Genomic DNA, 23697 nt, shown 5'->3' on the forward strand with positions numbered 1-23697 from the left:
CAGGCGGCTTTTTATTGTCTGTGTGGCACTGACGTACTGCTTTTTTCATTTTTTATGTGAGAGGAATACCTGTCGTGAACCGTGCAATTGCTCAAGAAGGTGCAGCTGGCATCGCCACTGCGGTCGCTGAAAGTGTTCAGTACCAGGGCCGCAAGGCCAGCCGACAGGGCAGTGAGCAACGTCGCCAGGATATTCTCGACGCGGCCATGCGCATCGTCGTGCGCGATGGCGTGCGCGCCGTGCGCCATCGCGCGGTCGCCGCCGAAGCCGGTGTGCCGCTGTCGGCCACCACCTACTACTTCAAGGATATCGATGACCTGCTCACCGATACCTTCGCCCAGTACGTCGAGCGCAGCGCCGCCTTCATGGCCAAGCTCTGGGCCAACAATGAAGGCTTGCTGCGGGAGATGGTCGCCTATGGCGATGGCAGCCCGGAGTCCCGCGCGCAACTGGCCGATGACATTGCCCGCCTGACCGCCGACTACGTGCAGCGGCAACTGCACAACCGCCGCGAGCATCTGATGGCCGAGCAGGCGTTTCGCCAGGAGGCGCTGCTCAACCCGCGCCTGGCGGTGCTGGTGCGTTCCCACCAGCAGATCCTGCTGCACGGCACCTGCCAGTTTTTCCAGGTATTGGGTTCCCGCGAGCCGCAACAGGATGCCAAGGTGTTGACGTCTATAATCGGACGGATGGAATATCAGGGCCTGCTCAACGGGGCAGAGCCTTTGGCCGACGAGGATATGCTGGGCATTCTTACCCGGTACATGCACCTGGTTCTGGCCTCGGTGTGATCCGCCCGCCCGAACGCAGGCTTCGCTAGCGGCTACGGGTCGACTGCTGATAGGGAGTGTTGAATGAAAGCCTGGCGCGTTGTGATCGCCTTGTCGTTCCTGCTGCTCAGCGGCTGCCTGGTGTCCTTCAAGGAACCCTTGCCGGCCGACCAGGCAGCGCCCGCGGCATTGCTGGGCAAATGGACCAGCAAGAATGCCTGGGGCGAACCGCTCACCCTGCAGCTGAGCCGCATCGGCAACAACCGCTACAAGGCTGTCACTTCCGTCAAGGCCAAGCCGCAACAGCACGACACCTACGAGTTCACCGTTTCCCGCCATGGCAGCCGCTGGTACCTCTCGGCGGCGGTGCCCCAGGCGCTGGGCGGGCACTTCACCATCGCCGGTTTCGAGTTGACCGACGACCACGAACTGGTGCTCTACCAGCTCGATCTCGAGCAGATCAATCAGGCCCGCGGGCAGAACGCCCTGCAGGGCGAGCCGTTCGACACCAAGGACGGCGAGGGCGTGCTGATCGACAGCGCGCTGCCACAGGTTTTCGCCTATCTGGACGACCCCGCCAACTCCGACGTGTTCGTCGAGGCGGCGCGTTTCCAGCGGGCAGGCAAGTAAACGCAGTACAGACGTTTTAACAGGAGTTTGGGGTGGACGATTACCAGCAGACGATACGCACCTTGTCCGATCGCATTGTGCTGGCACAGACGCCGATCCGCGTACTGGATGCGGTGAAGTGGGATGACAACATCCGTAAAGGTTTTCTCAAGGCCAACGGTAAGGAAATGCCGGCAGTGGACCGCGCCTATTACGAAGGCCGGCCGCTGTCTTTCGACTCCAGCGCGGTGAAACTGGAGTTTCAGAACATCGAGCGAGACATCACCCGGCAACTGGGCCAGTTCAACCCGGTGGGGCAGATCATGCGGCGCATGTGCAAGGAGTACCGCATGGTGGTGCGGATGCTCGAGGCCCGTGGCACCGAGGATTTCGGGCTGATATCCCAGGAGCTCTATGGCGCGGCCTCCGACGCCTTTCATGCCGGCGACCCGACCCTGGCCGACCTGGGCCTGATGCTCTCGGATTACCTGAACAACATCGACGGCCGTGGCGACCTCAAGGACGAACCCAAGACCCTGAGCGCCAAGGAAGCCGTGAGCCTGCTGCAAAGCCGGCTGAACAAGGTGTTCGGCGAGGCCGAGGAAACCATCCGGGTCTTCGAGTCCGATGGCATCGTCGCCGACGCGGCGGCCGGCGCCGACTACATCAAGATCCGCGCCGACGCGCTGTTCAACGAGCGCGATGTGCGGGCCCTGGAAGTCCACGAAGGCCTGGTGCACGTGGGCACTACCCTCAATGGCCTGAACCAGCCGATCTGCACCTTCCTGTCCAAGGGCCCACCCTCGTCGACCGTGACCCAGGAAGGCCTGGCGATCCTGATGGAGATCATCACCTTTGCCTCCTACCCGAGCCGTCTGCGCAAGCTGACCAACCGCACCCGCGCCATTCACATGGTGGAGGAGGGCGCGGACTTCATGCAGGTGTTCGCGTTCTTCCGCGAGCAGGGTTTTGAAATGGCCGAAAGTTATGGCAACGCCAGCCGGGTGTTCCGCGGTTCGGTGCCGACGGGCCTGCCATTCACCAAAGACTTGTCCTATCTCAAGGGCTTCATCATGGTTTACAACTATATTCAGTTGGCCGTGCGCAAGGGCAAGCTCGAGCAGATACCGCTGATGTTCTGCGGCAAGACCACCCTGGAGGACATGCGTACCCTGCGCCAGTTGGTCGACGAAGGCCTGGTGGTGCCGCCCAAGTACCTGCCGGACCAGTTCCGCGACATGAACGCGCTGTCGGCCTGGATGTGTTTCTCCAACTTCCTCAACCACCTGAGCCTGGACCGGATCGAGGCGGATTACTCGAACATCCTCTGACGCATACCTGTAGGAGCGGCCGGTCGAGGTTCGATTGCCCGCGATAAAGGCGCCGCGGTTTTTCTGAGTCACCGCGCCATCGGTTATCGCGGGCAAGCCTCGCTCCTACAGAAGTATCCCTTTCACCCCTTGTCGTGAGGCTTCAAACGGATGCGAGTCCTCAGCATTGTCTGCCTGCTACTGGCCTTGAGCGGTTGCAGCTCGCTGCTGTTCTATCCCGAGCGCGGTTTGCCGTTCACCCCGGACAAGGCTCGGCTCGACTACCGCGACGTTACCCTGACCGCCGCCGATGGCACGCGCCTGCACGGCTGGTGGCTGCCGGCCAAGGCCGGGGTGCCGGTCAAGGGCACGGTGCTGCACCTGCACGGTAATGGCGGCAACCTTTCCGGGCACCTCGGTGGCAGCTGGTGGTTGCCGGAGCAGGGCTACCAGGTGCTGCTGGTGGACTACCGCGGCTACGGGGTGTCGCAAGGCAAACCGAGCCTGCCGGCGATCTATCAGGACGTCGACGCAGCCTTCCAGTGGCTGGACCGGGCGCCCGAGGTCCAGGGCAAGCCGCTGATCGTCCTGGGCCAAAGCCTGGGCGGCGCCCTGGCCATCCACTATCTGGTGGAACAGCACCCGGAGCGCCAGCGTCAGCTCAAGGCTATTGTCTTCGACGGGGTGCCGGCCAGTTACCGCGAGGTGGGTCGTTTTGCCCTCAGTACGTCCTGGATGACCTGGCCGTTCCAGGTGCCGCTGTCGTGGCTGGTGCCGGATGGCGACAGTGCGATCAAGGCCATCGCGCGCCTGGATGGCGTGCCCAAGCTGATCTACCACAGCATCGACGATCCCCTCGTACCGCTTTCCAACGGCATTCGTCTGTATCAAGCTGCGCCCCCGCCCAGGGTGCTGCAGCTGACCCGTGGCGGGCATGTGCAGACCTTCGCCGATCCGGTCTGGCGCCAGGTGATGTTGCGTTACCTTGAGGACCCGCAGCACTTCAACGGCCTGCGCCGCCTGGGCGAAATCCCGAATTACCCTGCACCTTTGAATCCAGTCGTAGAACCTCCAGAGAGTCCGCAATGAGCGAAGAACGTAACGCCATCCCCCTGATCATCACTGGTATCGGCAGCATCCTCGGCACCGTGGCGTGCCTGTGGTACTACGGCTACCTGCATTTCGCCAAGCCGGAGGATGCGCTGCTGCTCAACGATTTCACCATGCTCAAGACCGTGCCCGGCGAGGACTACAAGGTGTCCCTGGAGCCGGCGGCCGAGGTGGCGCAGTGCATCGATGGCGTGCTGGTGCTGTTCGACACTGAGCAGAAAGGCCTGACCGGCGTGCTGGTCAACAACAAGAAGCGGGCGGTGCGTTGCATGGGCCAGGAAACCCCGAAGCTGGAGCAGTGACCAAAAGGCTTGCCAGCGCAAGCCGCGATCCGTTTGCCGCAATAAAAAGCCCCGCCGATCAAGGCGGGGCTTTTTATTGGCTGCGCGATTGAGTGCGCGGGCAGGGCTTAGTTGACGCTGACGGTCGAACGTGGCGCGACCGGCTGGTTGTCGTTGGAAATGGTGACTTCCACGCGACGGTTCATGGCGCGCCCGGAAACGCTGCCGTTGTCGGCAACCGGGTATTGCTTGCCATACCCCTGGGCGACGATGCATGCCGGATCGACACCCATCTTGATCAGGGCGACCTGTACCGAAGTGGCGCGACGCTCGGACAGCGACTGGTTGTAAGCCGCGCTGCCGGTACTGTCGGTATAGCCTTCGACAATCACTTTGCGGTCAGGGTTGTCGCGCAGGAACTGCGCCAGCTTGTTGATGTTGACCAGGCCGCTGGACTTCAGGTCGGCCTTGTTGGTGGCGAACAGCACGTCACCGAAGGTCACCAGGGTACCGCGATCGGTCTGCTTGGCGTTGAGGCTCGATTGCAGTTGCCTGATCTGCGCGTCGCGGGCATCGAGAAGCGCCTTGGCGCGCTGGTCGCCGGCGTCCTTGAGCTGGGTTTCCGCGGTGCGCAGGGCGATGGTCTGCTTGGCCACTTCAATTCGCTGGTTGGTCAAGTAGGCCAGTTGGTCGACCTTCTTTTCGTCCTCCTTGTTCAGGTAGGCCTTGTCGGCCTTGTCCAGCCATTCGCTGGCGTCCTTGGTTTCCAGGGCCGCCACCTTGGTGGCTTGCGGATTGGCCTGCAGGGCGGAGTAGTTGGTCCGGGCGTTTTCCAGGTTGGCGTTAGGTGGGGTGGAGCATGCCGCCAGCGCCACGCTCAGGGCCAACAGGGCAGGGATCATCAGTTGTTTACGCATAATGGTTTCGTCCTTTTATCGATTGCGAATACGTGGGAATCGGCGCCCGTGGCTCATTGCACGCTGCGCATGCCTTCCTGACGTAGTTCCTGAACACCTTTCTGAGAGTCCTTCAATGCCTGTTCGGCCTTGGCTGCCTGAGCCTTGCGCTCGGCGACGCGGGCGTCCCATTCGGCCTGCTCGGCCAGACGCCGGGCTTCGTCGTAGTTCTTGTCGTGCATGGCGAGCTCGGCTTGCTTGAGCTTGTCCTGAGCCGATTTCATTTCCACGGCGGCAAATTCGGTACCGCCTGCGCTGACTGCGCTGTTGACCGCAGATTGCGTCACCGCGTATTGCTCGCTTGGCGGATTACCGGCGCAACCGGCCAGGACCAGGCTGCTACCGAGAACCAGCGCGGCCAGTTTCAGCCCGCGCAGAGGGGTGGACGAGGATTTGGCAGTGCTGATCTTCATGGTCTTCAACTCCATTGGATAACTCCTGAAAAACATCAAAATCCATCCCGGTTCCGACGCCGTAACGCTGAGTGACGACAATGCCGAGGGCGTTGAAAATGAAACGGCCGTTCCAGTGATGGTTATTGGCTGTGACCCGAGGCTTTTTTGAATAGTTCAGAGAAGATGGCCAATCGCCCGGAAATTTTCTGACTGCGCGGACAAGGCTCTAAATAAGGAACTTTTGCCGTGCGCAGGGGTACTCCTGACCCGATCCGGGGTCAGGAATAACGCTTTTATCGGTGAGAAATACAGGAATGGATCAGTGTTTCTGCTCGTCTGCCTGGGCCGACATATCGTGTAGATAACGCCGCGACAGGGCGAGAAAACGCGGGGTAGGACCGATGTCTTCGTAGAGTGGATCGCCTTCCTCGTCGGTGGCGACCACATGCTGGCCCTGGACATAAGGGAAGCTGGTTTCGAGTTCCTCCAGGGCGGCCCCGATCAGTTCGCCGAGCAGCTCCTCGGTCCGGCGCTTGGGGTACATCTCGGAAATCGCCGCCAGGCGTGCAGCGGCTTCGACATCCAGGTAGATCGTGTAGCCGGTCTTGGTCAGGCGACCCTTGGCGTTTTCTTCCCAGTGTTGCGCGAGCTCACGGATTTTCATGGCAACCTCAATGAACACCTGCTTGTGGCAGGGCCTGGTGAGTGACCGGCCTGTGCCGGCGCTAAGCCGTTGTGCGGCTTACTCTTGAGACTAGCTCCATCGCGCAAGGTTTAAAGGCGCTTCGTCGTGCGCCGGCCTTGCCGGAACCCGTTCGCGCCAAGACCGCCCTTGCTAATAGCCATGTGCTGGCGGCACTCTTGGGGCTTAGCAGGAGCCCCGAGTCCGCTGGAGAACAGGTAGATGACCGATATTGATGCGCGCTTGCGCGAAGATGTTCACCTGCTGGGTGAGCTGTTGGGCAACACCATTCGTGAACAGTATGGCGAGGGTTTCCTCGACAAGATCGAACAGATTCGCAAGGGCGCCAAGGCTGATCGGCGCGGTTCGCTGGATGCCGAACTCAGCGCCAGCCTCAACCAGCTCAGCGAGGACGAATTGCTGCCGGTGGCGCGGGCGTTCAACCAGTTCCTCAACCTGGCCAACATCGCCGAGCAGTACCAGTTGATTCACCGGCGCGAGGAGTCGCAGCCGGCGCCGTTCGAGTCGCGGGTGCTGCCGGAACTGCTGGCGCGCCTGCGGGCCGAAGGTCATGGCGCCGAGGCGCTGGCCCGGCAATTGGGGCGGCTGGAAATCGAACTGGTGCTGACCGCCCACCCTACTGAAGTCGCCCGTCGCACACTGATCCAGAAATACGATGCCATCGCCGCGCAACTGGCCGCCCAGGACCATCGCGACCTCACTTCGGCCGAGCGTGCGCAGATCCAGACTCGCTTGCAGCGGCTGATCGCCGAGGCCTGGCACACCGAAGAAATCCGCCGTACCCGGCCGACCCCGGTGGACGAAGCCAAGTGGGGCTTCGCCGTGATCGAACATTCGCTGTGGCAGGCCATCCCCAACTATTTGCGCAAGGCCGACCAGGCCCTGCATGCGGCCACCGGCATGCACTTGCCGCTGGAGGCGGCGCCGATCCGCTTCGCTTCGTGGATGGGCGGCGACCGTGACGGCAACCCCAATGTCACCGCGGCGGTGACCCGCGAGGTGCTGTTGCTGGCGCGCTGGATGGCCGCCGACCTGTACCTGCGCGATGTCGATCAACTGGCTGCCGACCTGTCCATGCAGCAGGCCAACGCGGCGCTGCGGACCCTGGCCGGCGACAGCGCCGAGCCCTATCGCGCGGTGCTCAAGCAGCTGCGCGAGCGCCTGCGGGCCACCCGCAACTGGGCCCAGGCCTCATTGAGCGGTAGCGTGCCGGCGACTGCGCAGGTCTTGCAGAACAACCGCGAGCTGCTGGACCCGCTGGAGCTCTGCTACGAGTCCCTGCACGAATGCGGCATGGGCGTGATCGCCGACGGACCGTTGCTCGACTGCCTGCGCCGCGCGGTGACCTTCGGCCTGTTCCTGGTGCGCCTGGACGTGCGTCAGGACTCCTCGCGGCACACCGCGGCCATGACCGAAATCACCGATTACCTGGGGCTGGGCCGCTACGGCGACTGGAGCGAGAAAGAGCGTATCGATTTCCTGATGCGCGAACTGGGCAGCCGCCGTCCGCTGCTGCCCGGTTACTTCAAGCCATCGGCCGATACCGCCGAAGTGCTGGCGACCTGCCGGGAAGTCGCCGCGGCCCCGGCGGCTTCGCTGGGTTCCTACGTCATCTCCATGGCCGGCGCCGCTTCCGATGTGCTCGCCGTGCAACTGCTGCTCAAGGAAGCCGGTGTGCTGCGGCCGATGCGCGTGGTGCCGCTGTTCGAAACCCTGGCCGACCTGGATAACGCCGGCCCGGTGATCGAGCAACTGCTGCTTCTGCCGGGCTATCGCACGCGCCTGCAGGGGCCACAGGAAGTGATGATCGGTTATTCCGACTCGGCCAAGGATGCCGGCACCACCGCTGCCGCCTGGGCGCAGTACCGGGCCCAGGAAAAACTGGTGGATATCTGCCGTGAGCAGCAGGTCGAGCTGCTGCTGTTCCACGGTCGTGGTGGCACCGTGGGGCGTGGCGGCGGCCCGGCCCACGCGGCGATCCTGTCGCAGCCGCCGGGATCGGTGGCGGGGCGCTTCCGCACCACCGAGCAAGGGGAAATGATTCGTTTCAAATTCGGCCTGCCGGACATCGCCGAGCAGAACCTCAATCTCTACCTGGCGGCGGTGCTGGAAGCGACCTTGTTGCCACCGCCGCTGCCGCAGCCGGCCTGGCGCGACTTGATGGACGAGTTGGCCGACGATGGGGTCAAGGCCTATCGCGCGGTGGTGCGGGAGAACCCGCAGTTCGTCGAGTATTTCCGCCAGTCCACGCCGGAGCAGGAACTGGGGCGCCTGCCGCTGGGCAGCCGGCCGGCCAAGCGCCGTGCCGGCGGCATCGAAAGCCTGCGGGCCATCCCGTGGATTTTCGGCTGGACCCAGACGCGCCTGATGCTGCCGGCCTGGCTGGGCTGGGAAACCGCCTTGAGCAAGGCCCTGGAGCGTGGGGAAGGCGAGTTGCTGGGGCGGATGCGCGAACAGTGGCCGTTTTTCCGCACGCGCATCGACATGCTGGAGATGGTGCTGGCCAAGGCCGACGCGGATATCGCCCGTTCCTACGACGAACGATTGGTCGAGCCGGCCCTGCTGCCATTGGGTGCGCATTTACGCGACTTATTGTCGCAGGCGTGTTCGGTGGTCTTGGGGCTGACCGGCCAGTCGCAGTTACTGGCACATAGCCCTGACACCCTGGAGTTCATTCGTCTGCGCAATACCTATCTGGACCCGCTGCATCTATTGCAGGCCGAACTGCTGGCCCGTTCGCGACGCCAGGACGGCGCGCAGGACAGCCCGGTGGAACAGGCGTTGCTGGTGTCTGTGGCGGGGATTGCCGCCGGTTTGCGTAATACCGGCTAAGGTAATTGCCGGGGTTTTCAGTGGCTTGGCACGGTCCTTCGGGCGCTGGCCGGAAAGGGCTGGCGACCGTCGCCAGGCGACACTTTGTTATGGGGTTGCGACCAGCAACACCCTGTCGCCAGGGCATAAAGTCGGCGGGTTGCTCCGACTTTCGGCTGCTTGTGTGCGCTGTGTCGGCTGTGTATCTTGATCAGCCTTTGGCCGTTTGGGCGGCCACTATCCCATTTCCGAGATTGGCCCCACGAGGCGAATCCGAGCGTTTCTAAATAAAAAATTGAGGAGCACATCGATGCGCGTAATTCTGCTGGGAGCTCCCGGGGCCGGTAAAGGTACTCAGGCAAAGTTCATCACCGAAAAGTTCGGCATTCCGCAAATCTCCACCGGCGACATGCTGCGCGCAGCGGTCAAGGCCGGCACCGAGCTGGGTCTGAAAGCCAAGAGCGTGATGGACGCCGGTGGCCTGGTCTCCGATGACCTGATCATCAACCTGGTCAAGGAACGCATCAGCCAGGCCGATTGCGCCAAGGGTTTCCTGTTCGACGGCTTCCCGCGCACCATTCCTCAGGCCGAAGCGCTGGTCAAGGCCGGCGTCGAGCTGGACAACGTGGTCGAAATCGCTGTCGACGACGAAGAGATCGTCCAGCGTATCGCCGGTCGCCGCGTACACGAAGCCTCGGGCCGCGTTTACCACACCGTCTACAATCCGCCGAAAATCGCCGGTAAAGACGACATCACCGGTGAAGACCTGGTCCAGCGTAAAGACGACACCGAAGAAACCGTGCGTCATCGCCTGTCGGTCTACCACTCCCAGACCAAGCCGCTGGTGGAGTTCTACCAAGGCCTGGCCGCCAATCAGGGCAAGCCGAAGTACAGCCACATCGCGGGCGTCGGCTCGGTCGAGTCGATCACCAGCAAGGTGCTCGAAGCGCTGAGCTGACCAGTCGTACCGGCTTCATCTTCAACGGCCCGCTTGCGGGCCGTTGCTGTTTATAATGCGTCACTTTTTTCAACTCCCTCTGCCTTATGGATACATCGATGAGCACCTTGCTGGCCCTGGACACCGCGACTGAAGCCTGCTCGGTTGCCTTGCTGCACGACGGCAAGGTGACGAGCCACTACGAGGTGATCCCGCGCCTGCATGCGCAGAAGCTGCTGCCGATGATCCAGAAGCTGCTGGCCGATGCCGGCACCAGCCTGCAGGCCGTCGATGCCATTGCCTTCGGTCGCGGGCCGGGGGCCTTTACCGGGGTGCGGATCGCCATCGGCGTGGTGCAGGGCCTGGCCTTCGCCCTCGAGCGCCCGGTGCTGCCGGTGTCGAACCTGGCGGTGCTGGCGCAGCGGGCCTTGCGCGAACACGGCGCGACCCAGGTGGCCGCCGCCATCGATGCGCGGATGGATGAGGTCTACTGGGGCTGCTACCGCGAAGTGGCCGGCGAGATGCGCCTGGCCGGGGCCGAAGCGGTGCTGCCGCCGGAAGCCGCGGCATTGCCGGCGGACGCCAGCGGCGCCTGGTTCGGCGCGGGCACCGGCTGGGGCTACGCCGAGCGTATCGGCGTCGAACTCAGCGGCCAGGACGCAGGCATGCTGCCCCACGCCGAAGACTTGCTGACCCTGGCGCGCTTTGCCTGGGAACGCGGCGAGGCAATCCCGGCGGACGAGGCGCAACCGGTGTACTTGCGGGACAAGGTGGCGACGCCCAAGGCGCGCTGACCGCGCTACAGGGCTGTCTGCCAGCATGAGTCCGTGCGATGAACCTGCCAATCGTCAGGTTTTCGCGGCAGTTTCCGGCGGCTTTTAAACCTTTTGCATTTTCTGTGTTCTAGTTATCACTCGGGCATTTGCGTAGTCGGCTAGGTGCCGCTAAATTGCCATCATTGATATCGGGCATGTATTTATGCGCATAGACGGCATTTCCTCTCAGTCCTATCCCATCAAGCGCAAGCCTCGCAAAGGCAGCATGCTGCTGGACGACTCCCTCGAGGACGCAGATGCCGTCGAAGTCCAACCCGAGACTCCTGCCCAGGCGCGCTCCCAGGCTTCTGCCGGGCGCACCAGCAATCTTCCCGCCCGTCCGCAGGACATGATCTTCCAGCGCGCCATGAAAAGAAGCGTCGCCAATGCCCTGGCCAGCTACCTGACCACCGCCGGTTTCGTCGATTGGGATATGGAAGTGGTGGGTCTCGACCTGCACATCTGATGTTGCTGCCTTATTACCTCGGTTGTCCTTCCTGGAGCGAAAACGCCTGGCGTGAGTACCTGTACCCGGAAAGCGCGCGGCCGACGGATTTTCTCGGCCTGTATTGCCAGGTCTTCAATGCCGTGGAAGGCAATACCACCTTCTACGCGAGCCCCGCCGAGGCCACGGTGCAGCGCTGGGCGCAGACCATGCCGGAACATTTCCGCTTCACCGCCAAGTTTCCCGGCGACATCAGCCATGGCGGCGACCTGCGCGAGCAACTGGGCGCGGCCGAGAGCTTCCTGCAATTGCTCAGCCCGCTGGGCGAACGGGTTTCGCCGCTGTGGCTGCAACTGCCCGCGAGCTTCACGCCACAACGCCTGGCCGAGCTGGCAGGCTTTATCGATGGCCTGGAGCGGCCATTGGCGGTGGAAGTCCGGCATCGGGATTTCTTCGCCAAGGGCGATGCCGAGCGCATGCTCAATCGCCTGCTGCTGGATCGCGGCGTGGAGCGCATCTGCCTCGACCCGCGTGCCTTGTTCAGCTGCACTTCCAGCGAGCCGTCGGTGCTCCATGCGCAATCGAAGAAACCCAAGGTGCCGCCGCGCCCAGCGGCCTTCACCCAGTTTCCCCAGGTGCGCTTTATCGGCCATCCGCAGCTCGAGGCCAACGATCCGTTCCTGGTGCCCTGGATCGACAAGGTCGCCGGCTGGATCGAGGAAGGGCGAACCCCCTACATCTTCCTGCACACCGCCGATAACCGCCTGGCCGCCGAGCTGGCGCGGCGTTTCCACGCGCGGCTGATGCAGCGCCTGCCTGGATTGCCGGCCTTGCCTGAGCTATACAGAGAGCCCGCCGCGGAGCAACTCGGCTTGCTCTGAGACGGGATCATTTCCCTGCCCAGGAGTCCGCCAATGGATGCGCGAAATCTTCGAGCCCAAACCTTCAAGGCCCTGCATGAACGTGATCGGGCTTTCGTGATTCCCAACCCCTGGGACGCGGGCTCCGCCAAGATGCTGACCAGCCTCGGTTTCGAGGCCCTGGCGACTACCAGCGCCGGTTTCGCGTTCTCCCTGGGCCGCCCCGACGCTGAAGGCGCCTTGTCCCTGGACGACACCCTGGGCAACGTTCGCGCCATAGTCGGGGCCAGCGATCTGCCGGTGGCGGTGGACCTGGAAAACGGTTTTTCCGACAGCCCCGAAGGCTGTGCCCGGACCCTGCGCCGAGCGGCCGCTTGCGGGGCGGTGGGCGGCTCCATCGAAGACGCCACGGGCCGGGCCGATGATCCGATCTATGACTTCAAGCTGGCGGTCGAGCGTATCGAGGCATCGGTCGCCGCGGTGCGGCAATTGCCTTTTCCCTTTGTGCTCACGGCGCGGGCGGAGAATCTGCTGCATGGCCGACAGGATCTGCCGGACACCATTCGCCGCCTGCAAGCCTATGCCGAGGCCGGCGCCGATGTGTTGTATGCGCCCGGGCTGCGCTCGGCCGAGGAAATCATCGCGGTGGTCCGCGCGGTGGCGCCCAAACCGGTCAACGTGCTGATGTCGGGCGGCCTGAAATTGACCGTGGCGCAACTGAGCGAGCTGGGGGTGAGGCGGATCAGCGTCGGTTCGGCCCTGGCGCGGGCCGCCTATGGCGCCTTTTATCAGGCGGCGCAGGAAATTCGCGACCACGGCAGCTTCGACTTTGCCGACCAGGCCATACCGTTCGGGCAGATCAACCAGTTGTTCAAGGGTTGAGCAGGGCGGGAAAGCGTCGTTGCTGGCCGCGCTCAGGCTAAAAAGTGCCTGACGCGGCTGGTTGAAGGTCAGGCGGCGATCCGCAGGTTCTGCAGGATCAGCGGACGTGCCCAGCCGGTATCGAAATCGAACTGTTTCTGCTGCTCGATGAGTTCTTCCGGCGGGAAGGGCGGAAACGGTTTGTCCAGCAGGTCCATTTCGAATTCGGCGATCGGCAGGTGCAACGGCCGTGGTTGCGGCGCCGGGCTCGGCTCGGGCAGGGGCTGGCCGGCATTGAGGACGATAGGGCGTACCCAGCCGCTTTCGAAGTCTTGCTGGCGTTGCTGGGCGACGACTTCTTCAGGCGGGAAGGGTGGAAAGGGTTTGTCCAGCAGGTCCAGTTCGAACTCGGCGATCGGCAGGAACAGCGGCTCCGGCGGGCGGATCTCGGTGTCCTGGACGTCGCAATGGCGCTGGGTAACGATTTGCGTCAGCAGGTCGCTGCCGCCATGGGGTTCGGTCGGGCCGTCCACGGCCACCCGAGAGCTGTCGTCAGTGACCTTCGTGCCATCGCCGCGTTGCTCGGCCAGCGCCTGGGCAAAAAAATCCTGCCACAGATGGCTGACGCCGCTCAGTGCCTGGGAGTTTTTGAGGCTGTAATCGCCGTGGGGCGATATGACGCCAATGGATAGGCTTCGAATGTCTGACATTTCTCTCGGGTCGACGCTCAGCTCTGGCAAAATGCCGGATAGTTCTTTTATCGGCAGTTTTTGCCGATCATTAATTTTTTGAGCGTGTTTTCAGATGAGTGAGCAACCAGCGGCCTGCCGCATCAAAGTCGAAGCCTTGGCCGATGTATTCCAGCCGCAGGCGGCGCACTGGGCCGAGCGACTGGGGCTGCCATTGCAGATCGACGAGGCGGAGTTCGCCCTGCAGGTCGGCGAGCAGGGTTTGCAACTGCAACAGCTCGGCGCCGACGCGCCAGGGCCGGTGCGCGTGGACTTTGTCGAAGGCGGCGCGGCGCATCGGCGGCTGTACGGTGGCGGTAGCGGACAGATGATCGCCAAGGCGGTGGGGATCGCCCAGGGCGTGCGTCCGCGGATCCTGGATGCCACGGCGGGGCTGGGCAAGGATGCGTTCGTCCTGGCCAGCCTGGGCTGCGAGATGAGCCTGATCGAGCGCCAGCCATTGATCGGTGCATTGCTGGAAGACGGCCTGGTCCGGGCGGGAGAGGATTTCGAAGTGGCGCCGATCGTGGCGCGCATGCGCCTGCTCAAGGGCAACTCGATCGAGGTCATGCGCAACTGGGAGGGCGAGCCGCCTCAAGTGATCTACCTGGACCCGATGTTCCCGCATCGGGAAAAGACCGCGCTGGTGAAAAAGGAAATGCGCCTGTTCCGCCCGCTGGTCGGGGACGACCCGGATGCCCCGGCGCTGCTGGAGGCCGCCCTGGCCCTGGCCAGTCACCGGGTGGTGGTCAAGCGCCCGCGCAAGGCGCCGTGCATCGCGGGCCCCAAGCCGAGCCATGCGCTGGACGGCAAGTCCAGCCGCTACGATATCTATCCGAAGAAGGCGCTCAAGGCCTGATCTTCCTCGGGGCTTTCGGGCCTCTATAGCGAGCAGGGACCGGGCGCCCCGCTCGCTCAGGCCGACTCCGGCCGATACGCGCGCATGAACAATCCCACCACTTCTCGCACATGATCTTCGGCGGCTTCGTCGCTCAGTGGCTCGCCGCAGCCGTAGAGCAGGCGAAAGTTCGCCGCACCCTTGAGCAGGCAGAAGAAGTGCTCGGCGGCATTGCGTGGTTTGTCGATGCGCAGGGCGCCGTTCTGGTCGATCCTGGTCAGCAGCCGCTCCATGCCTTGCACCATGCGCTGCGGACCGGCCTCGAAGAAGATCTGCGAGAGCTTCGGGTCCTGGCTGCCCAGGGCCATGATCAGGCGGTGCAGGTTCAAGGATTCTTCGCTGTTGATCAGCAGATGAAAGCCCCGGGCGATGTTCAGCAACACGCTTTCGATCGGCATGCCGGCAGGCAGTTCGAAGATTAGCGTCGGCAGTTGCTCCTCGCACTTGGCCATTACCGCGGAGGAGAAGAGTGTCTCCTTGTCGTTGAAATGGCTGTACACCGTCAGCTTGGAAACGCCGGCTTCGGCGGCCACCGCGTCCATGCTGGTGTTGGCGTAGCCATTGCTCAGGAACAGCGTTTTCGCGGCTTCGAGAATGGCCTGGCGCTTTGCCAGATCCTTGGGGCGGCCGGGGCCGTTTGAGGTGGAAATATTGTCGGACATTCTTCGCTTTAATACTGGACTGGTGAGTTTGCTATTAATAACATACCCGCCAGTATAATTATTCGAAGCACCCTTAGCGAAAGGTCCCTCACCATGTTCCGCTATGCCTTACCCCTCGCGTTGCCCGTCAGCCTGGCCGTTCTGCTGTCCGCGTGCGGACATGAAGAAACGGCGCAAACCACCATTCGCCCAGCCATGGTGGTGCAGCCAGAGCCCGCGGCGCAGGCCATGGACAGCTACCCCGGTGAGGTCCGCGCGCGTTACGAACCGGATCTGGCGTTCCGGATTGGGGGCAAGGTCAGCCGACGACTGGTCGATGAGGGGCAGCGGGTGAAAGCCGACCAGCCATTGGCCGAGCTCGATCCGCAGGACGTGCGACTGCAACTGGAAGCCACCCGGGCTCAGGTGGCGGCGGCTGAAGCCAACCTGAACCTGGTGCGTTCCGAGCGCGACCGCTACAAGACCCTGATGGATCGGCAACTGGTCAGCCGTTCCCAGTACGACAACGCCGAGAACCTGTATCGCTCGGGTCTGGCCCGGCTCAAGCAGATCAAGGCCGAATTCGACGTGGCCAGCAACCAGGCCGGCTACGCCGTGCTGCGCGCGCCCCAGGATGGCGTCGTGGCCCGGCGTACGGTCGAGGTCGGCCAGGTGGTTGCCGCCGGCCAGACCGTCTTTACCCTCGCTACCGACGGCGAGCGGGAAGTGCTGATCAGCCTGCCGGAGCAGGGTTTTGGCCGCTTCCACATCGGCCAGCCGGTGGCGGTGGAATTGTGGAGCCAGCCCGACCAGCGTTTCGCCGGACAGATCCGCGAGCTGTCGCCGGCCGCGGACCCACGCTCCCGCACCTTCGCCGCCCGTATCGCCTTTACCGCCGGCAAGGTTCCAGCCGAACTCGGGCAGAGCGCCCGGGTGTTCATCCAGGCCGCGGCCAGTGTGCCGTTGTCGGTGCCGCTGTCGGCGGTGACCGCGGAAAACGGCGCCGCCTATGTCTGGCGGGTCGACGCCAACAACACCCTGAAAAAGACCCCGGTGCGTCTCGGTGCCTTCGGCGAGAAGAGCGTGCCGGTGCTCGAGGGCCTCGGGGTCAGTGACTGGGTAGTGGCGGCTGGCGTGCATGTGCTCCATGAGGGGCAGCAGGTACGCCCGGTGGATCGCTCCAACCGCGTGGTCAATCTGGCGGCCAAGGAGTAATCCCCGATGGGTTTCAATCTTTCCGAATGGGCGTTGCGCAACCGCCAGATCGTGCTGTTCCTGATGCTGTTGCTGGCCATTGTCGGGGCGTTGTCCTACACCAAGCTGGGCCAGAGCGAAGACCCGCCCTTCACCTTCAAGGCCATGGTGATCCGCACCAACTGGCCGGGCGCCACCGCCCAGGAGGTTTCCCGGCAGGTCACCGAGCGTATCGAAAAGAAGCTGATGGAAACCGGCGAGTACGAGCGCATCGTCTCGTTTTCCCGCCCGGGCGAGTCCCAGGTGACCTTCATGGCGCGCGACTCGATGCACTCGAACCAGATCCCCGAGCTCTGGTATCAGGTGCGCAAGAAGATCAGCGATATCCGCCATACCTTGCCGCCGGGTATCCAGGGCCCGTTCTTCAACGACGAGTTCGGCACCACCTTCGGCAATATCTACGCGCTGACCGGCGACGGTTTCGACTACGCGGTGCTCAAGGATTACGCCGACCGCATCCAGATCCAGCTGCAGCGGGTCAAGGACGTGGGCAAGGTCGAGTTGCTGGGCCTGCAGGACGAGAAAGTCTGGATCGAGCTGTCGAACGTCAAGCTGGCGACCCTCGGTCTACCGCTGGCTGCGGTGCAGCAGGCCCTGGAAGAACAGAACGCGGTGTCCACCGCCGGTTTCTTCGAGACCAGCAGCGAGCGCCTGCAATTGCGCGTGTCCGGTAATTTCCAGAGCGTCGAGCAGATCAGCAGTTTCCCGATCCGGGTGGCCGACCGCACCTTCCGGATCGGCGATGTGGCGGACGTGCGCCGCGGCTTCAACGATCCACCGGCGCCGCGCATGCGTTTCATGGGCCAGGACGCGATCGGCCTGGCGGTGGCGATGAAGGACGGCGGCGACATCCTGGTGCTGGGCAAGGCGCTGGAACTGGAGTTCGCCCGGATCCAGAAAACCCTTCCCGCCGGCATGGAGCTGCGCAAGGTCTCCGACCAGCCGGCCGCGGTGAAGACCGGCGTCGGCGAGTTCGTCCAGGTGCTGGTGGAAGCCCTGGCGATTGTGCTGCTGGTGAGCTTCTTTTCCCTCGGCGTGCGTACCGGCATGGTGGTGGCCCTGGCGATTCCGCTGGTGCTGGCGATGACCTTCGCCACCATGTATTACCTGGGGATCGGCCTGCACAAGATCTCCCTCGGCGCACTGGTGCTGGCCCTGGGCCTGCTGGTGGACGACGCGATCATTGCGGTGGAGATGATGGCGATCAAGATGGAGCAGGGCTACGACCGGCTCAAGGCCGCCAGCTACGCCTGGACCAGCACCGCGTTCCCGATGCTCACCGGTACCCTGATCACCGCTGCGGGCTTCCTGCCGATTGCCACGGCGCAGTCCGGCACCGGCGAATACACCCGCTCGATCTTCCAGGTGGTGACCATCGCCCTGCTGGCCTCATGGATCGCCGCGGTGGTGTTCGTGCCCTATCTGGGCGAGAAGCTGCTGCCGGACCTGGCCAAGCTGCATGCGGCCAAGCACGGCAACGGTGACGGCCAGCCCGATCCGTACGGCACACCGTTCTATCAGCGGGTGCGACGGATGGTGGAATGGTGCGTGCGCCGGCGCAAGACCGTGATCGCCCTGACCGTGCTGCTGTTCATTGCCTCGGTGATGCTGTTCCGTTTCGTGCCGCAGCAGTTCTTCCCGGCTTCCGGGCGGCTGGAGCTGATGGTCGACCTGAAGCTGGCCGAGGGCGCATCCCTGAGCAACACCGCCGACCAGGTCAAGCGTCTGGAGGCGATGCTCAAGGAGCACGCCGGCATCGATAACTACGTGGCCTACGTCGGCACCGGTTCGCCGCGTTTTTACCTGCCCCTGGACCAGCAACTGCCGGCGGCGAGCTTCGCCCAGTTCGTGGTGCTGGCCAAGACCATCGAGGAGCGGGAAAGCCTGCGCAGCTGGCTGATCGAAACCCTCGACGAACAGTTCCCGACCCTGCGTTCGCGGGTCACCCGCCTGGAGAACGGCCCGCCCGTGGGCTATCCGGTGCAGTTCCGCGTCACCGGCGAGCACATCGAAGAAGTGCGGGCCCTGGCGCGCAAGGTGGCGGCCAAGGTCCGCGAGAACCCCCATGTGACCAATGTGCACCTGGATTGGGAAGAACCGAGCAAGGTGGTCTACCTCAATATCGATCAGGACCGTGCGCGCGCCCTGGGCGTGAGCACGGCCAACCTGGCGAAATTCCTGCAAAGCTCGCTCACCGGCTCCAGCGTCAGCCAGTACCGCGAAGACAACGAGTTGATCGAGATCCTGCTGCGCGGGACCTTGCATGAACGTACCGAGCTGTCGCTGCTGTCGAGCCTGGCGGTGCCCACCGACAACGGCAAGAGCGTGGCGCTGTCGCAGGTCGCGACCCTGGAGTACGGCTTCGAGGAAGGCATCATCTGGCACCGCAACCGCCTGCCGAACGTCACCGTGCGCGCCGACATCTATGGCAAGGAACAACCGGCGACCCTGGTGCAGCAGATCCTGCCGACCCTGGAGCCGATCCGCGCCGAATTGCCGGACGGTTACCTGCTGGACGTCGGCGGCACCGTGGAAGACTCGGCCCGCGGGCAGAACTCGGTGAAGGCCGGCGTACCGCTGTTCATCGTGGTGGTGCTGACCCTGCTGATGCTGCAACTGCGCAGCTTCTCGCGCACGGCGATGGTGTTCCTCACCGCGCCGCTGGGGCTGATCGGCGTGACCCTGTTCCTGATGGTGTTCCGCCAGCCGTTCGGCTTCGTGGCGATGCTCGGGACCATCGCGCTGTCGGGGATGATCATGCGCAACTCGGTGATCCTGGTGGATCAGATCGAGCAAGACATCGCCGCCGGACTCAAGCCGTGGCAGGCAATCATCGAGGCGACGGTAAGGCGCTTCCGGCCGATCGTGCTGACCGCGCTGGCGGCGGTGCTGGCGATGATCCCGCTGTCGCGCAGTGTGTTCTTCGGGCCGATGGCGGTGGCGATCATGGGCGGGCTGATTGTGGCGACGGCGCTGACCCTGCTGTTCTTGCCCGCGTTGTATGCGGCGTGGTTCCGGGTCAAGAAAACCTGAGCCTCTGTAGGAGCGAAGCTTGCTCGCGATCGAGACGCCGCTGTGTGTCAGGCACACCGCAGCGCTTAGATCGCGAGCAATCGAGCGTCGACCGGCCGCTCCTACAGGTAGGGGTCAGAGGGTACCGAACACCTTCTTCGCCAGGCTGGTGGCCGCTGCCGCCGGGTTCTCGCGAATGGTTGCTTCCTGCTTGCCGATCATCTCGAACAGGCCGTTGAGCGCCTGTTCGGTCACGTAGCTTTCGATATTCGCGTTCTTCGCATCCAGCACGCCGAGGGTGGCGGCCTGGCCGGCGAAGGCGTTGTACTGCTTGGCCAGGCCCACCTGGTCGGTGGCCTGCTTGACGATCGGCAGGAACTTCACGCGGATCTGCTCACGGCTGGTCTTGCTCAGGTACTGGGTGGCGGAGTCCTTGCCGCCGCTGAGAATGCCCTTGGCGTCCTCCACGCTCATCTTCTTCACCGCATCCACCAGCAGCGCCTGGGCCTGCGGCACGGCGGCCTCGGCGGCCTTGTTCATGCTGCTCTCGAGTTCCTCGACCTGGGCCCCCATGCCGAACTGCTTCATTTTCTTCGCCACTTTGCCGAGGTTGCCCGGCAACTCGATGCGCACGTCCGGGTTGTTGCTGAAACCGCCGGCGGTGCCCAGCTGTTTGACCGCGACCTGGGCCCCCTGGGTCAGGGCGTCCTTGAGGCCGCCGGTGGCGTCTTGCTGCGACAGGTCGCCGAGGGACAACGCCAGGGCGCTGGCGCAGATCAGCAGGCCGGCGCACAGGCTGGTGAAGCGAAGGGAAGAACGGAGCATGGCAGCTTCCTTGTTCGAGAAAAGGGATTAACGAACCGCGTCGACGCGGATTTTCAGCGGTTGCGGGTCACTGCCGTCGAGTTTCACCCCGTTGTGCTCGGTGGTGACGAACAGCAGTTTGCCGGCGATTTCGATCCGCGCGCTGACCGAATAACGGTGTCCGGGTTTGACCTGGGCCGGGTCGTAGCGGAGGTGGAAGGGCAGTGGCACCTGGCCTTTGACCGGGCCTTTCTGTTCGGCCAGCACCACCGCGGGGGCGTCGGCCAGCGACACGTCCTGCAGGCTGACGCTCAGGGTGGCGGCTGGCGGCAGGGCGATGCGTTGCAGGTAGAAGACTTCGCCGTCGAGACTGGCGTTGTTGGCAGGTTGCATGCTGTTACAAGCCCCGAGCAGGGTAGTAAGGGCGAGCAGGGTGAGCTTTTTCATGATGGATCTCCGTATCGGGAGGCGCCAGAAACCGCCTGGCGCCGATAAGAATCTAGTCGCTTTGTTGCGGGGCGGCGACCTGCTCGGCGGCATCTTCGCTGCGATGCAGGGCCACCTGGCGGATCGACAGGCGAATCTCCGCTGGCAGCACGCGCTTGGCCGCGCCTTCGGCCAGTTCGCCGAGCAGTTCGTGGTAGCTCAGCTTGCCGGCCTCGTCGCGGCGCAGTACGTCCTGCTCCAGCAAGGTCTGGATGAAGTGGCGGAACAGGCTCTTGTCGAAGAACTCCGGGGCATTCAGGCCATGCAGGATCGACAGGCGCTGGGCCATGACCGTGCACAGGTCTTCCAGCTCTTCGGCGCTGATGCTGCGCTGGCCGCTGTTGAGCAGCAGCGAGATGGCCATGTAGAAGCGCTGCAGGGTCTGGGCGATGCTCTTGGACAGCAGGGTCAGCAGCACGAAGTGCCGCGAACTCGGCGCCGGACGCAGGTACAGGTCCTTCTCGAAGCGCAGCAGGCCTTGCTCGACGAAGGCCTCCAGCCACTGGTCGATCACCCCGTCCAGCTCGTCCAGGGACCAGCGGATGAACAGTTCCGACTGCAGGTAGGGGTACAGCGCCCGGGTGTAGCGCAGGATCTGTTCGCGGCTCATGCGCGACGAGCTCTGGAAGAAGCTCGCCAGCAACGCCGGCAGGGCGAAGATGTGCAGCACGTTGTTGCGGTAGTAGGTCATCAGGACGGCGTTCTGCTCGTCCAGGTAGAGGATCTTGCCCAGTGCATCGCTCTGCTCGGACAGCAGGTCCATGTCCTTCACGTGCTTGATCAAGGCCCGGCCATCGCCTTCCGGCAGGGTGGTGTGGGGCGAGTAGGGAACCTTGCGCAGCAGCGCCAGGTACAAGTCCAGGACCCGGGCCATGGCGCGGTCGTCGAGGGCCAGGCGGCTGGTGGACAGCAGCGCCAGGGCCACCAGGTTGACCGGGTTGATCGCCGCCGCTTCGTTCAGGTGCTGGGCGACCTTTTCCCCCAGGCGGTTGGTGGTTTCGTTGAGCCACGCCGGCTTGAACTGCGGGCCCAGCTCCTGGGCGCGCCAGCCCGGTTGTTCCTGGTCGAGGAACTCGGCCAGCTTGATCGGCTCGCCGAAGTTCACCGCCACCTGGCCGAAGCGCTGCTTGAGGGCGCCGATGACCTTGAAGATGTCGAAGATCGACTCTTTCTTCTTGCTCGCGCCGCGCAGTTCGCCCAGGTAGGTGCGGCCTTCCAGCACGCGCTCGTAGCCGATGTAAACCGGCACGAAGACGATCGGCATGCGCGAGGAGCGCAGGAAGCTGCGCAGGGTGATGGCCAGCATCCCGGTTTTCGGTTGCAGCATGCGCCCGGTGCGCGAGCGCCCGCCCTCGACGAAGTACTCCACCGGGAAGCCCTTGGTGAACAGGGTATGCAGGTATTCGTTGAACACCGAGGTGTAGAGCGGGTTGCCCTTGAAGGTGCGGCGCATGAAGAACGCTCCACCCCTTCGCAGCAGGCTGCCGATCACCGGCATGTTCAGGTTGATCCCGGCGGCGATGTGCGGCGGGGTCAGGCCGTTGCGAAACAGCAGGTAGGAGAGCAGCAGGTAGTCGATATGGCTGCGGTGGCAGGGCACGTAGATCACTTCGTGACCGGGGGCGATCTTCTGCACGCTTTCGATGTGGTTGACCTTGATCCCGTCGTAGATCTTGTTCCAGAACCAGCTCAGCACCACTTCGAGGAAGCGGATCGCGGTGAAGGTGTAGTCCGAGGCGATCTCGTTGCCATAGCGCAGGGCCACGGCCTTGGCTTTTTCCGGGGAGATCTTTTCCCGTTCGGCTTCGTCGAGGATTGCTTGCCTGACCAGTGGCTGGTTCAGCAGGCCCTTGACCAGGTTGCGGCGGTGGGAAATGTCCGGGCCGATCACTGCGGCCTTCAGGTTGCGGAAATGCACCCGCAGGATGCGTTGGGCCATGCGCACGGTGCGCTCGTGGCCCTTGTTGTGCTCGATCAGCTCGCGCAGGTGGATCGGTGCGGAAAATTGCACCCGGGTCTTGCGGCCCAAAATCATGATGCTCAGCAGCCGGCGCAGGCGCCCGGTGACTGCCCAGCTGTCGGCAAACAGCAGTTTCCACGGGCTTGATTCGCTGTCTGGCGACTGGCCCCAGAACACGCTGACCGGAATGATCTGCGCGTCTTCGGCGGCATTCTGGCTCAGGGCGCTGACCAGGCGGGTCAGGGTCGGGGGGGCGCCGCGCTTGTCCTGGCGGCCGAGCCAGTCCGGGGCCGGGGTCAGGTAGAAGAACGCGGCGGGTTCCAGCAGGTTGCCCACCGAGACCGGCAGCACCGGGCGCGGCAGCCCGGCCTTGGTGCACTCGGTATCGACCACGGCGAGGTCGGTGAGCGAAGGGTTTTGCAGGACGTAGAACACCGGGCGACTGCGGTCGAGGTTGAGGGTGAAGGACGACTGGTTGATCGTCTCCGAGCGAACCCAGAGGTACAACAGTCGGCGCAAGGTGCCAAACACAAGACGGCGGAACGGGGAGCGGGTCATACGGCTTCTGCTTTAGTGGAAAAAACCGAGCAGTTGCTCGGGGCGGCTAGTGTGCCGGATTCACCGAAAATCGGCAAAAAAGCGGCAAACAAGATTGAGTTGAGAGTTTTTGTGCCTGTCATATACTCGCCCGACTGACGCCTGGGCATGTGGGGCCCATCAATAGAAACCCAGGTCCAGGCGAAAGTTCTCACGGCTTCGTTTCAGTAAGCCGACTGATAATAAAAAGACGGAGGATGGATTGATGGCAACTCGCGAGACCGGCAGCGTGAAGTGGTTCAACGACGCCAAGGGCTACGGCTTCATTCAGCGTGAAGGTGGTGCCGATGTATTTGTCCACTACCGTGCTATTCGTGGTGAAGGCCACCGCTCGCTGACCGAAGGGCAGCAGGTTGAATACGCCGTGGTAGAGGGGCAGAAGGGTTTGCAGGCTGAGGATGTAGTGGGCTTGTAAGCGCTGTGCTCCATGCAGGAGCGAGCATGCTCGCTCCTG

General features: G+C 63.6%; 23 protein-coding genes. 15 read left to right on the top strand and 8 right to left on the bottom strand.

The features are described 5' to 3' along the window. Nucleotides 1-74: 74 nt before the first annotated feature. The 5 genes from H0I86_RS05575 (at nt 75) to H0I86_RS05595 (ending at nt 4101) form a co-directional block, all read left to right on the top strand. The gene (locus tag H0I86_RS05575; protein WP_009047176.1) at nt 75-791 is read left to right on the top strand and encodes a TetR/AcrR family transcriptional regulator; all 717 of its coding nucleotides are present in this window, start codon (nt 75-77) and stop codon (nt 789-791) included. Between the two features lie 63 nt (nt 792-854). Next, nucleotides 855-1400, top strand: a complete 546-nt coding sequence (locus tag H0I86_RS05580; protein ID WP_180924321.1) for a hypothetical protein — start codon at nt 855-857, stop codon at nt 1398-1400. A 32-nt stretch (nt 1401-1432) separates the two neighbouring features. Further along, complete coding sequence (locus tag H0I86_RS05585) at nt 1433-2710, top strand: flavohemoglobin expression-modulating QEGLA motif protein (RefSeq protein WP_081362576.1); 1278 nt, start codon at nt 1433-1435, stop codon at nt 2708-2710. A gap of 150 nt (nt 2711-2860) precedes the next feature. Next, nucleotides 2861-3778 (top strand): alpha/beta hydrolase, encoded by a 918-nt coding sequence (locus tag H0I86_RS05590; RefSeq protein WP_038630690.1) that lies wholly within the window; start codon nt 2861-2863, stop codon nt 3776-3778. Then, nucleotides 3775-4101 carry a PA3694 family proteiin gene (locus tag H0I86_RS05595; protein ID WP_180924322.1) on the top strand — a complete coding sequence of 109 codons (327 nt, stop codon included), beginning with the start codon at nt 3775-3777 and terminating at the stop codon, nt 4099-4101. Before H0I86_RS05590 ends, H0I86_RS05595 begins: the two co-directional genes overlap by 4 nt. Before the next feature lie 107 nt (nt 4102-4208). Here the strand turns inward: H0I86_RS05595 and lptF are convergent, their stop codons facing one another. From lptF to H0I86_RS05610, 3 genes are all read right to left on the bottom strand, one after another. After that, the gene (lptF, locus tag H0I86_RS05600) at nt 4209-4997 is read right to left on the bottom strand and encodes a lipotoxin F family OmpA-related lipoprotein LptF (protein WP_180924323.1); all 789 of its coding nucleotides are present in this window, start codon (nt 4995-4997) and stop codon (nt 4209-4211) included. 53 nt (nt 4998-5050) lie between these two features. After that, nucleotides 5051-5464, bottom strand: a complete 414-nt coding sequence (locus H0I86_RS05605; RefSeq protein WP_180924324.1) for a DUF4398 domain-containing protein — start codon at nt 5462-5464, stop codon at nt 5051-5053. 286 nt (nt 5465-5750) lie between these two features. After that, the gene (locus H0I86_RS05610; protein WP_009047183.1) at nt 5751-6095 is read right to left on the bottom strand and encodes a hypothetical protein; all 345 of its coding nucleotides are present in this window, start codon (nt 6093-6095) and stop codon (nt 5751-5753) included. 240 nt (nt 6096-6335) lie between these two features. Between H0I86_RS05610 and ppc the strand changes: the two genes are divergently transcribed. The 6 genes from ppc (at nt 6336) to H0I86_RS05640 (ending at nt 12884) form a co-directional block, all read left to right on the top strand. Beyond that, nucleotides 6336-8966, top strand: a complete 2631-nt coding sequence (gene ppc, locus H0I86_RS05615) for a phosphoenolpyruvate carboxylase (protein WP_180924325.1) — start codon at nt 6336-6338, stop codon at nt 8964-8966. A 289-nt stretch (nt 8967-9255) separates the two neighbouring features. After that, nucleotides 9256-9903, top strand: coding sequence for an adenylate kinase (gene adk, locus H0I86_RS05620; RefSeq protein WP_009047185.1), 648 nt, complete (start codon nt 9256-9258; stop codon nt 9901-9903). Between the two features lie 98 nt (nt 9904-10001). Beyond that, the gene (tsaB, locus tag H0I86_RS05625) at nt 10002-10676 is read left to right on the top strand and encodes a tRNA (adenosine(37)-N6)-threonylcarbamoyltransferase complex dimerization subunit type 1 TsaB (protein WP_180924326.1); all 675 of its coding nucleotides are present in this window, start codon (nt 10002-10004) and stop codon (nt 10674-10676) included. 184 nt (nt 10677-10860) lie between these two features. After that, nucleotides 10861-11163: a hypothetical protein gene (locus tag H0I86_RS05630; RefSeq protein ID WP_180924327.1), complete on the top strand. Its 303-nt coding sequence runs from the start codon at nt 10861-10863 to the stop codon at nt 11161-11163. Next, on the top strand, nt 11163-12023 hold the full coding sequence (locus H0I86_RS05635; protein ID WP_180924328.1) for a DUF72 domain-containing protein: 861 nt from the start codon (nt 11163-11165) through the stop codon (nt 12021-12023). Before H0I86_RS05630 ends, H0I86_RS05635 begins: the two co-directional genes overlap by 1 nt. Before the next feature lie 33 nt (nt 12024-12056). Continuing rightward, nucleotides 12057-12884 (top strand): isocitrate lyase/PEP mutase family protein, encoded by an 828-nt coding sequence (locus tag H0I86_RS05640; RefSeq protein ID WP_180924329.1) that lies wholly within the window; start codon nt 12057-12059, stop codon nt 12882-12884. Between the two features lie 68 nt (nt 12885-12952). On the opposite strand, the gene H0I86_RS05645 is transcribed toward H0I86_RS05640, so the two are convergent. Beyond that, nucleotides 12953-13573, bottom strand: a complete 621-nt coding sequence (locus tag H0I86_RS05645; protein WP_180924330.1) for an energy transducer TonB — start codon at nt 13571-13573, stop codon at nt 12953-12955. 94 nt (nt 13574-13667) lie between these two features. Here H0I86_RS05645 and H0I86_RS05650 point away from each other — a divergent pair, with 94 nt between their 5' ends. After that, complete coding sequence (locus H0I86_RS05650; protein ID WP_180924331.1) at nt 13668-14450, top strand: class I SAM-dependent methyltransferase; 783 nt, start codon at nt 13668-13670, stop codon at nt 14448-14450. A 56-nt stretch (nt 14451-14506) separates the two neighbouring features. Here the strand turns inward: H0I86_RS05650 and H0I86_RS05655 are convergent, their stop codons facing one another. Beyond that, complete coding sequence (locus H0I86_RS05655; protein WP_180924332.1) at nt 14507-15151, bottom strand: TetR/AcrR family transcriptional regulator; 645 nt, start codon at nt 15149-15151, stop codon at nt 14507-14509. Nucleotides 15152-15244: 93 nt separating this feature from the next. On the opposite strand from H0I86_RS05655, the gene H0I86_RS05660 reads away from it, so the two are divergent. Then, nucleotides 15245-16345: an efflux RND transporter periplasmic adaptor subunit gene (locus H0I86_RS05660; protein WP_180924333.1), complete on the top strand. Its 1101-nt coding sequence runs from the start codon at nt 15245-15247 to the stop codon at nt 16343-16345. A 6-nt stretch (nt 16346-16351) separates the two neighbouring features. Continuing rightward, entirely contained in the window at nt 16352-19417 is a 3066-nt protein-coding gene (locus H0I86_RS05665) for an efflux RND transporter permease subunit (RefSeq protein WP_180924334.1), read from the top strand. 114 nt (nt 19418-19531) lie between these two features. On the opposite strand, the gene H0I86_RS05670 is transcribed toward H0I86_RS05665, so the two are convergent. From H0I86_RS05670 to plsB, 3 genes are read right to left on the bottom strand one after another with little or no spacing between them, the layout of a single operon-like run. After that, nucleotides 19532-20221, bottom strand: coding sequence for a DUF4197 domain-containing protein (locus tag H0I86_RS05670; RefSeq protein WP_180924335.1), 690 nt, complete (start codon nt 20219-20221; stop codon nt 19532-19534). A gap of 27 nt (nt 20222-20248) precedes the next feature. Beyond that, entirely contained in the window at nt 20249-20647 is a 399-nt protein-coding gene (locus H0I86_RS05675; protein ID WP_180924336.1) for a YbaY family lipoprotein, read from the bottom strand. A 52-nt stretch (nt 20648-20699) separates the two neighbouring features. Beyond that, the gene (gene plsB, locus H0I86_RS05680) at nt 20700-23204 is read right to left on the bottom strand and encodes a glycerol-3-phosphate 1-O-acyltransferase PlsB (RefSeq protein ID WP_180924337.1); all 2505 of its coding nucleotides are present in this window, start codon (nt 23202-23204) and stop codon (nt 20700-20702) included. Between the two features lie 244 nt (nt 23205-23448). Here plsB and H0I86_RS05685 point away from each other — a divergent pair, with 244 nt between their 5' ends. Then, entirely contained in the window at nt 23449-23658 is a 210-nt protein-coding gene (locus H0I86_RS05685; protein WP_007927922.1) for a cold-shock protein, read from the top strand. The last annotated feature ends 39 nt before the right edge of the window (nt 23659-23697 follow it).

Origin of the sequence: Pseudomonas chlororaphis subsp. aurantiaca (assembly GCF_013466605.1) — a bacterium.
GTDB lineage: Bacteria > Pseudomonadota > Gammaproteobacteria > Pseudomonadales > Pseudomonadaceae > Aquipseudomonas > Aquipseudomonas chlororaphis_I.

What these genes read in the sequence shown, in the direction of transcription:
- H0I86_RS05595 (WP_180924322.1), top strand. Translation starts at nt 3,775, where the DNA reads ATGAGCGAAGAACGTAACGCCATCCCCCTGATCATCACTGGTATCGGC.
- H0I86_RS05640 (WP_180924329.1), top strand. Translation starts at nt 12,057, where the DNA reads ATGGATGCGCGAAATCTTCGAGCCCAAACCTTCAAGGCCCTGCATGAA.
- H0I86_RS05685 (WP_007927922.1), top strand. Translation starts at nt 23,449, where the DNA reads ATGGCAACTCGCGAGACCGGCAGCGTGAAGTGGTTCAACGACGCCAAG.
- ppc (WP_180924325.1), top strand. Translation starts at nt 6,336, where the DNA reads ATGACCGATATTGATGCGCGCTTGCGCGAAGATGTTCACCTGCTGGGT.
- H0I86_RS05610 (WP_009047183.1), bottom strand. Translation starts at nt 6,095, where the DNA reads ATGAAAATCCGTGAGCTCGCGCAACACTGGGAAGAAAACGCCAAGGGT.
- adk (WP_009047185.1), top strand. Translation starts at nt 9,256, where the DNA reads ATGCGCGTAATTCTGCTGGGAGCTCCCGGGGCCGGTAAAGGTACTCAG.
- H0I86_RS05590 (WP_038630690.1), top strand. Translation starts at nt 2,861, where the DNA reads ATGCGAGTCCTCAGCATTGTCTGCCTGCTACTGGCCTTGAGCGGTTGC.
- H0I86_RS05675 (WP_180924336.1), bottom strand. Translation starts at nt 20,647, where the DNA reads ATGAAAAAGCTCACCCTGCTCGCCCTTACTACCCTGCTCGGGGCTTGT.
- H0I86_RS05665 (WP_180924334.1), top strand. Translation starts at nt 16,352, where the DNA reads ATGGGTTTCAATCTTTCCGAATGGGCGTTGCGCAACCGCCAGATCGTG.
- H0I86_RS05660 (WP_180924333.1), top strand. Translation starts at nt 15,245, where the DNA reads ATGTTCCGCTATGCCTTACCCCTCGCGTTGCCCGTCAGCCTGGCCGTT.
- H0I86_RS05630 (WP_180924327.1), top strand. Translation starts at nt 10,861, where the DNA reads ATGCGCATAGACGGCATTTCCTCTCAGTCCTATCCCATCAAGCGCAAG.
- H0I86_RS05650 (WP_180924331.1), top strand. Translation starts at nt 13,668, where the DNA reads ATGAGTGAGCAACCAGCGGCCTGCCGCATCAAAGTCGAAGCCTTGGCC.
- H0I86_RS05645 (WP_180924330.1), bottom strand. Translation starts at nt 13,573, where the DNA reads ATGTCAGACATTCGAAGCCTATCCATTGGCGTCATATCGCCCCACGGC.
- H0I86_RS05580 (WP_180924321.1), top strand. Translation starts at nt 855, where the DNA reads ATGAAAGCCTGGCGCGTTGTGATCGCCTTGTCGTTCCTGCTGCTCAGC.
- plsB (WP_180924337.1), bottom strand. Translation starts at nt 23,204, where the DNA reads ATGACCCGCTCCCCGTTCCGCCGTCTTGTGTTTGGCACCTTGCGCCGA.
- H0I86_RS05655 (WP_180924332.1), bottom strand. Translation starts at nt 15,151, where the DNA reads ATGTCCGACAATATTTCCACCTCAAACGGCCCCGGCCGCCCCAAGGAT.
- H0I86_RS05605 (WP_180924324.1), bottom strand. Translation starts at nt 5,464, where the DNA reads ATGGAGTTGAAGACCATGAAGATCAGCACTGCCAAATCCTCGTCCACC.
- lptF (WP_180924323.1), bottom strand. Translation starts at nt 4,997, where the DNA reads ATGCGTAAACAACTGATGATCCCTGCCCTGTTGGCCCTGAGCGTGGCG.
- H0I86_RS05635 (WP_180924328.1), top strand. Translation starts at nt 11,163, where the DNA reads ATGTTGCTGCCTTATTACCTCGGTTGTCCTTCCTGGAGCGAAAACGCC.
- tsaB (WP_180924326.1), top strand. Translation starts at nt 10,002, where the DNA reads ATGAGCACCTTGCTGGCCCTGGACACCGCGACTGAAGCCTGCTCGGTT.
- H0I86_RS05670 (WP_180924335.1), bottom strand. Translation starts at nt 20,221, where the DNA reads ATGCTCCGTTCTTCCCTTCGCTTCACCAGCCTGTGCGCCGGCCTGCTG.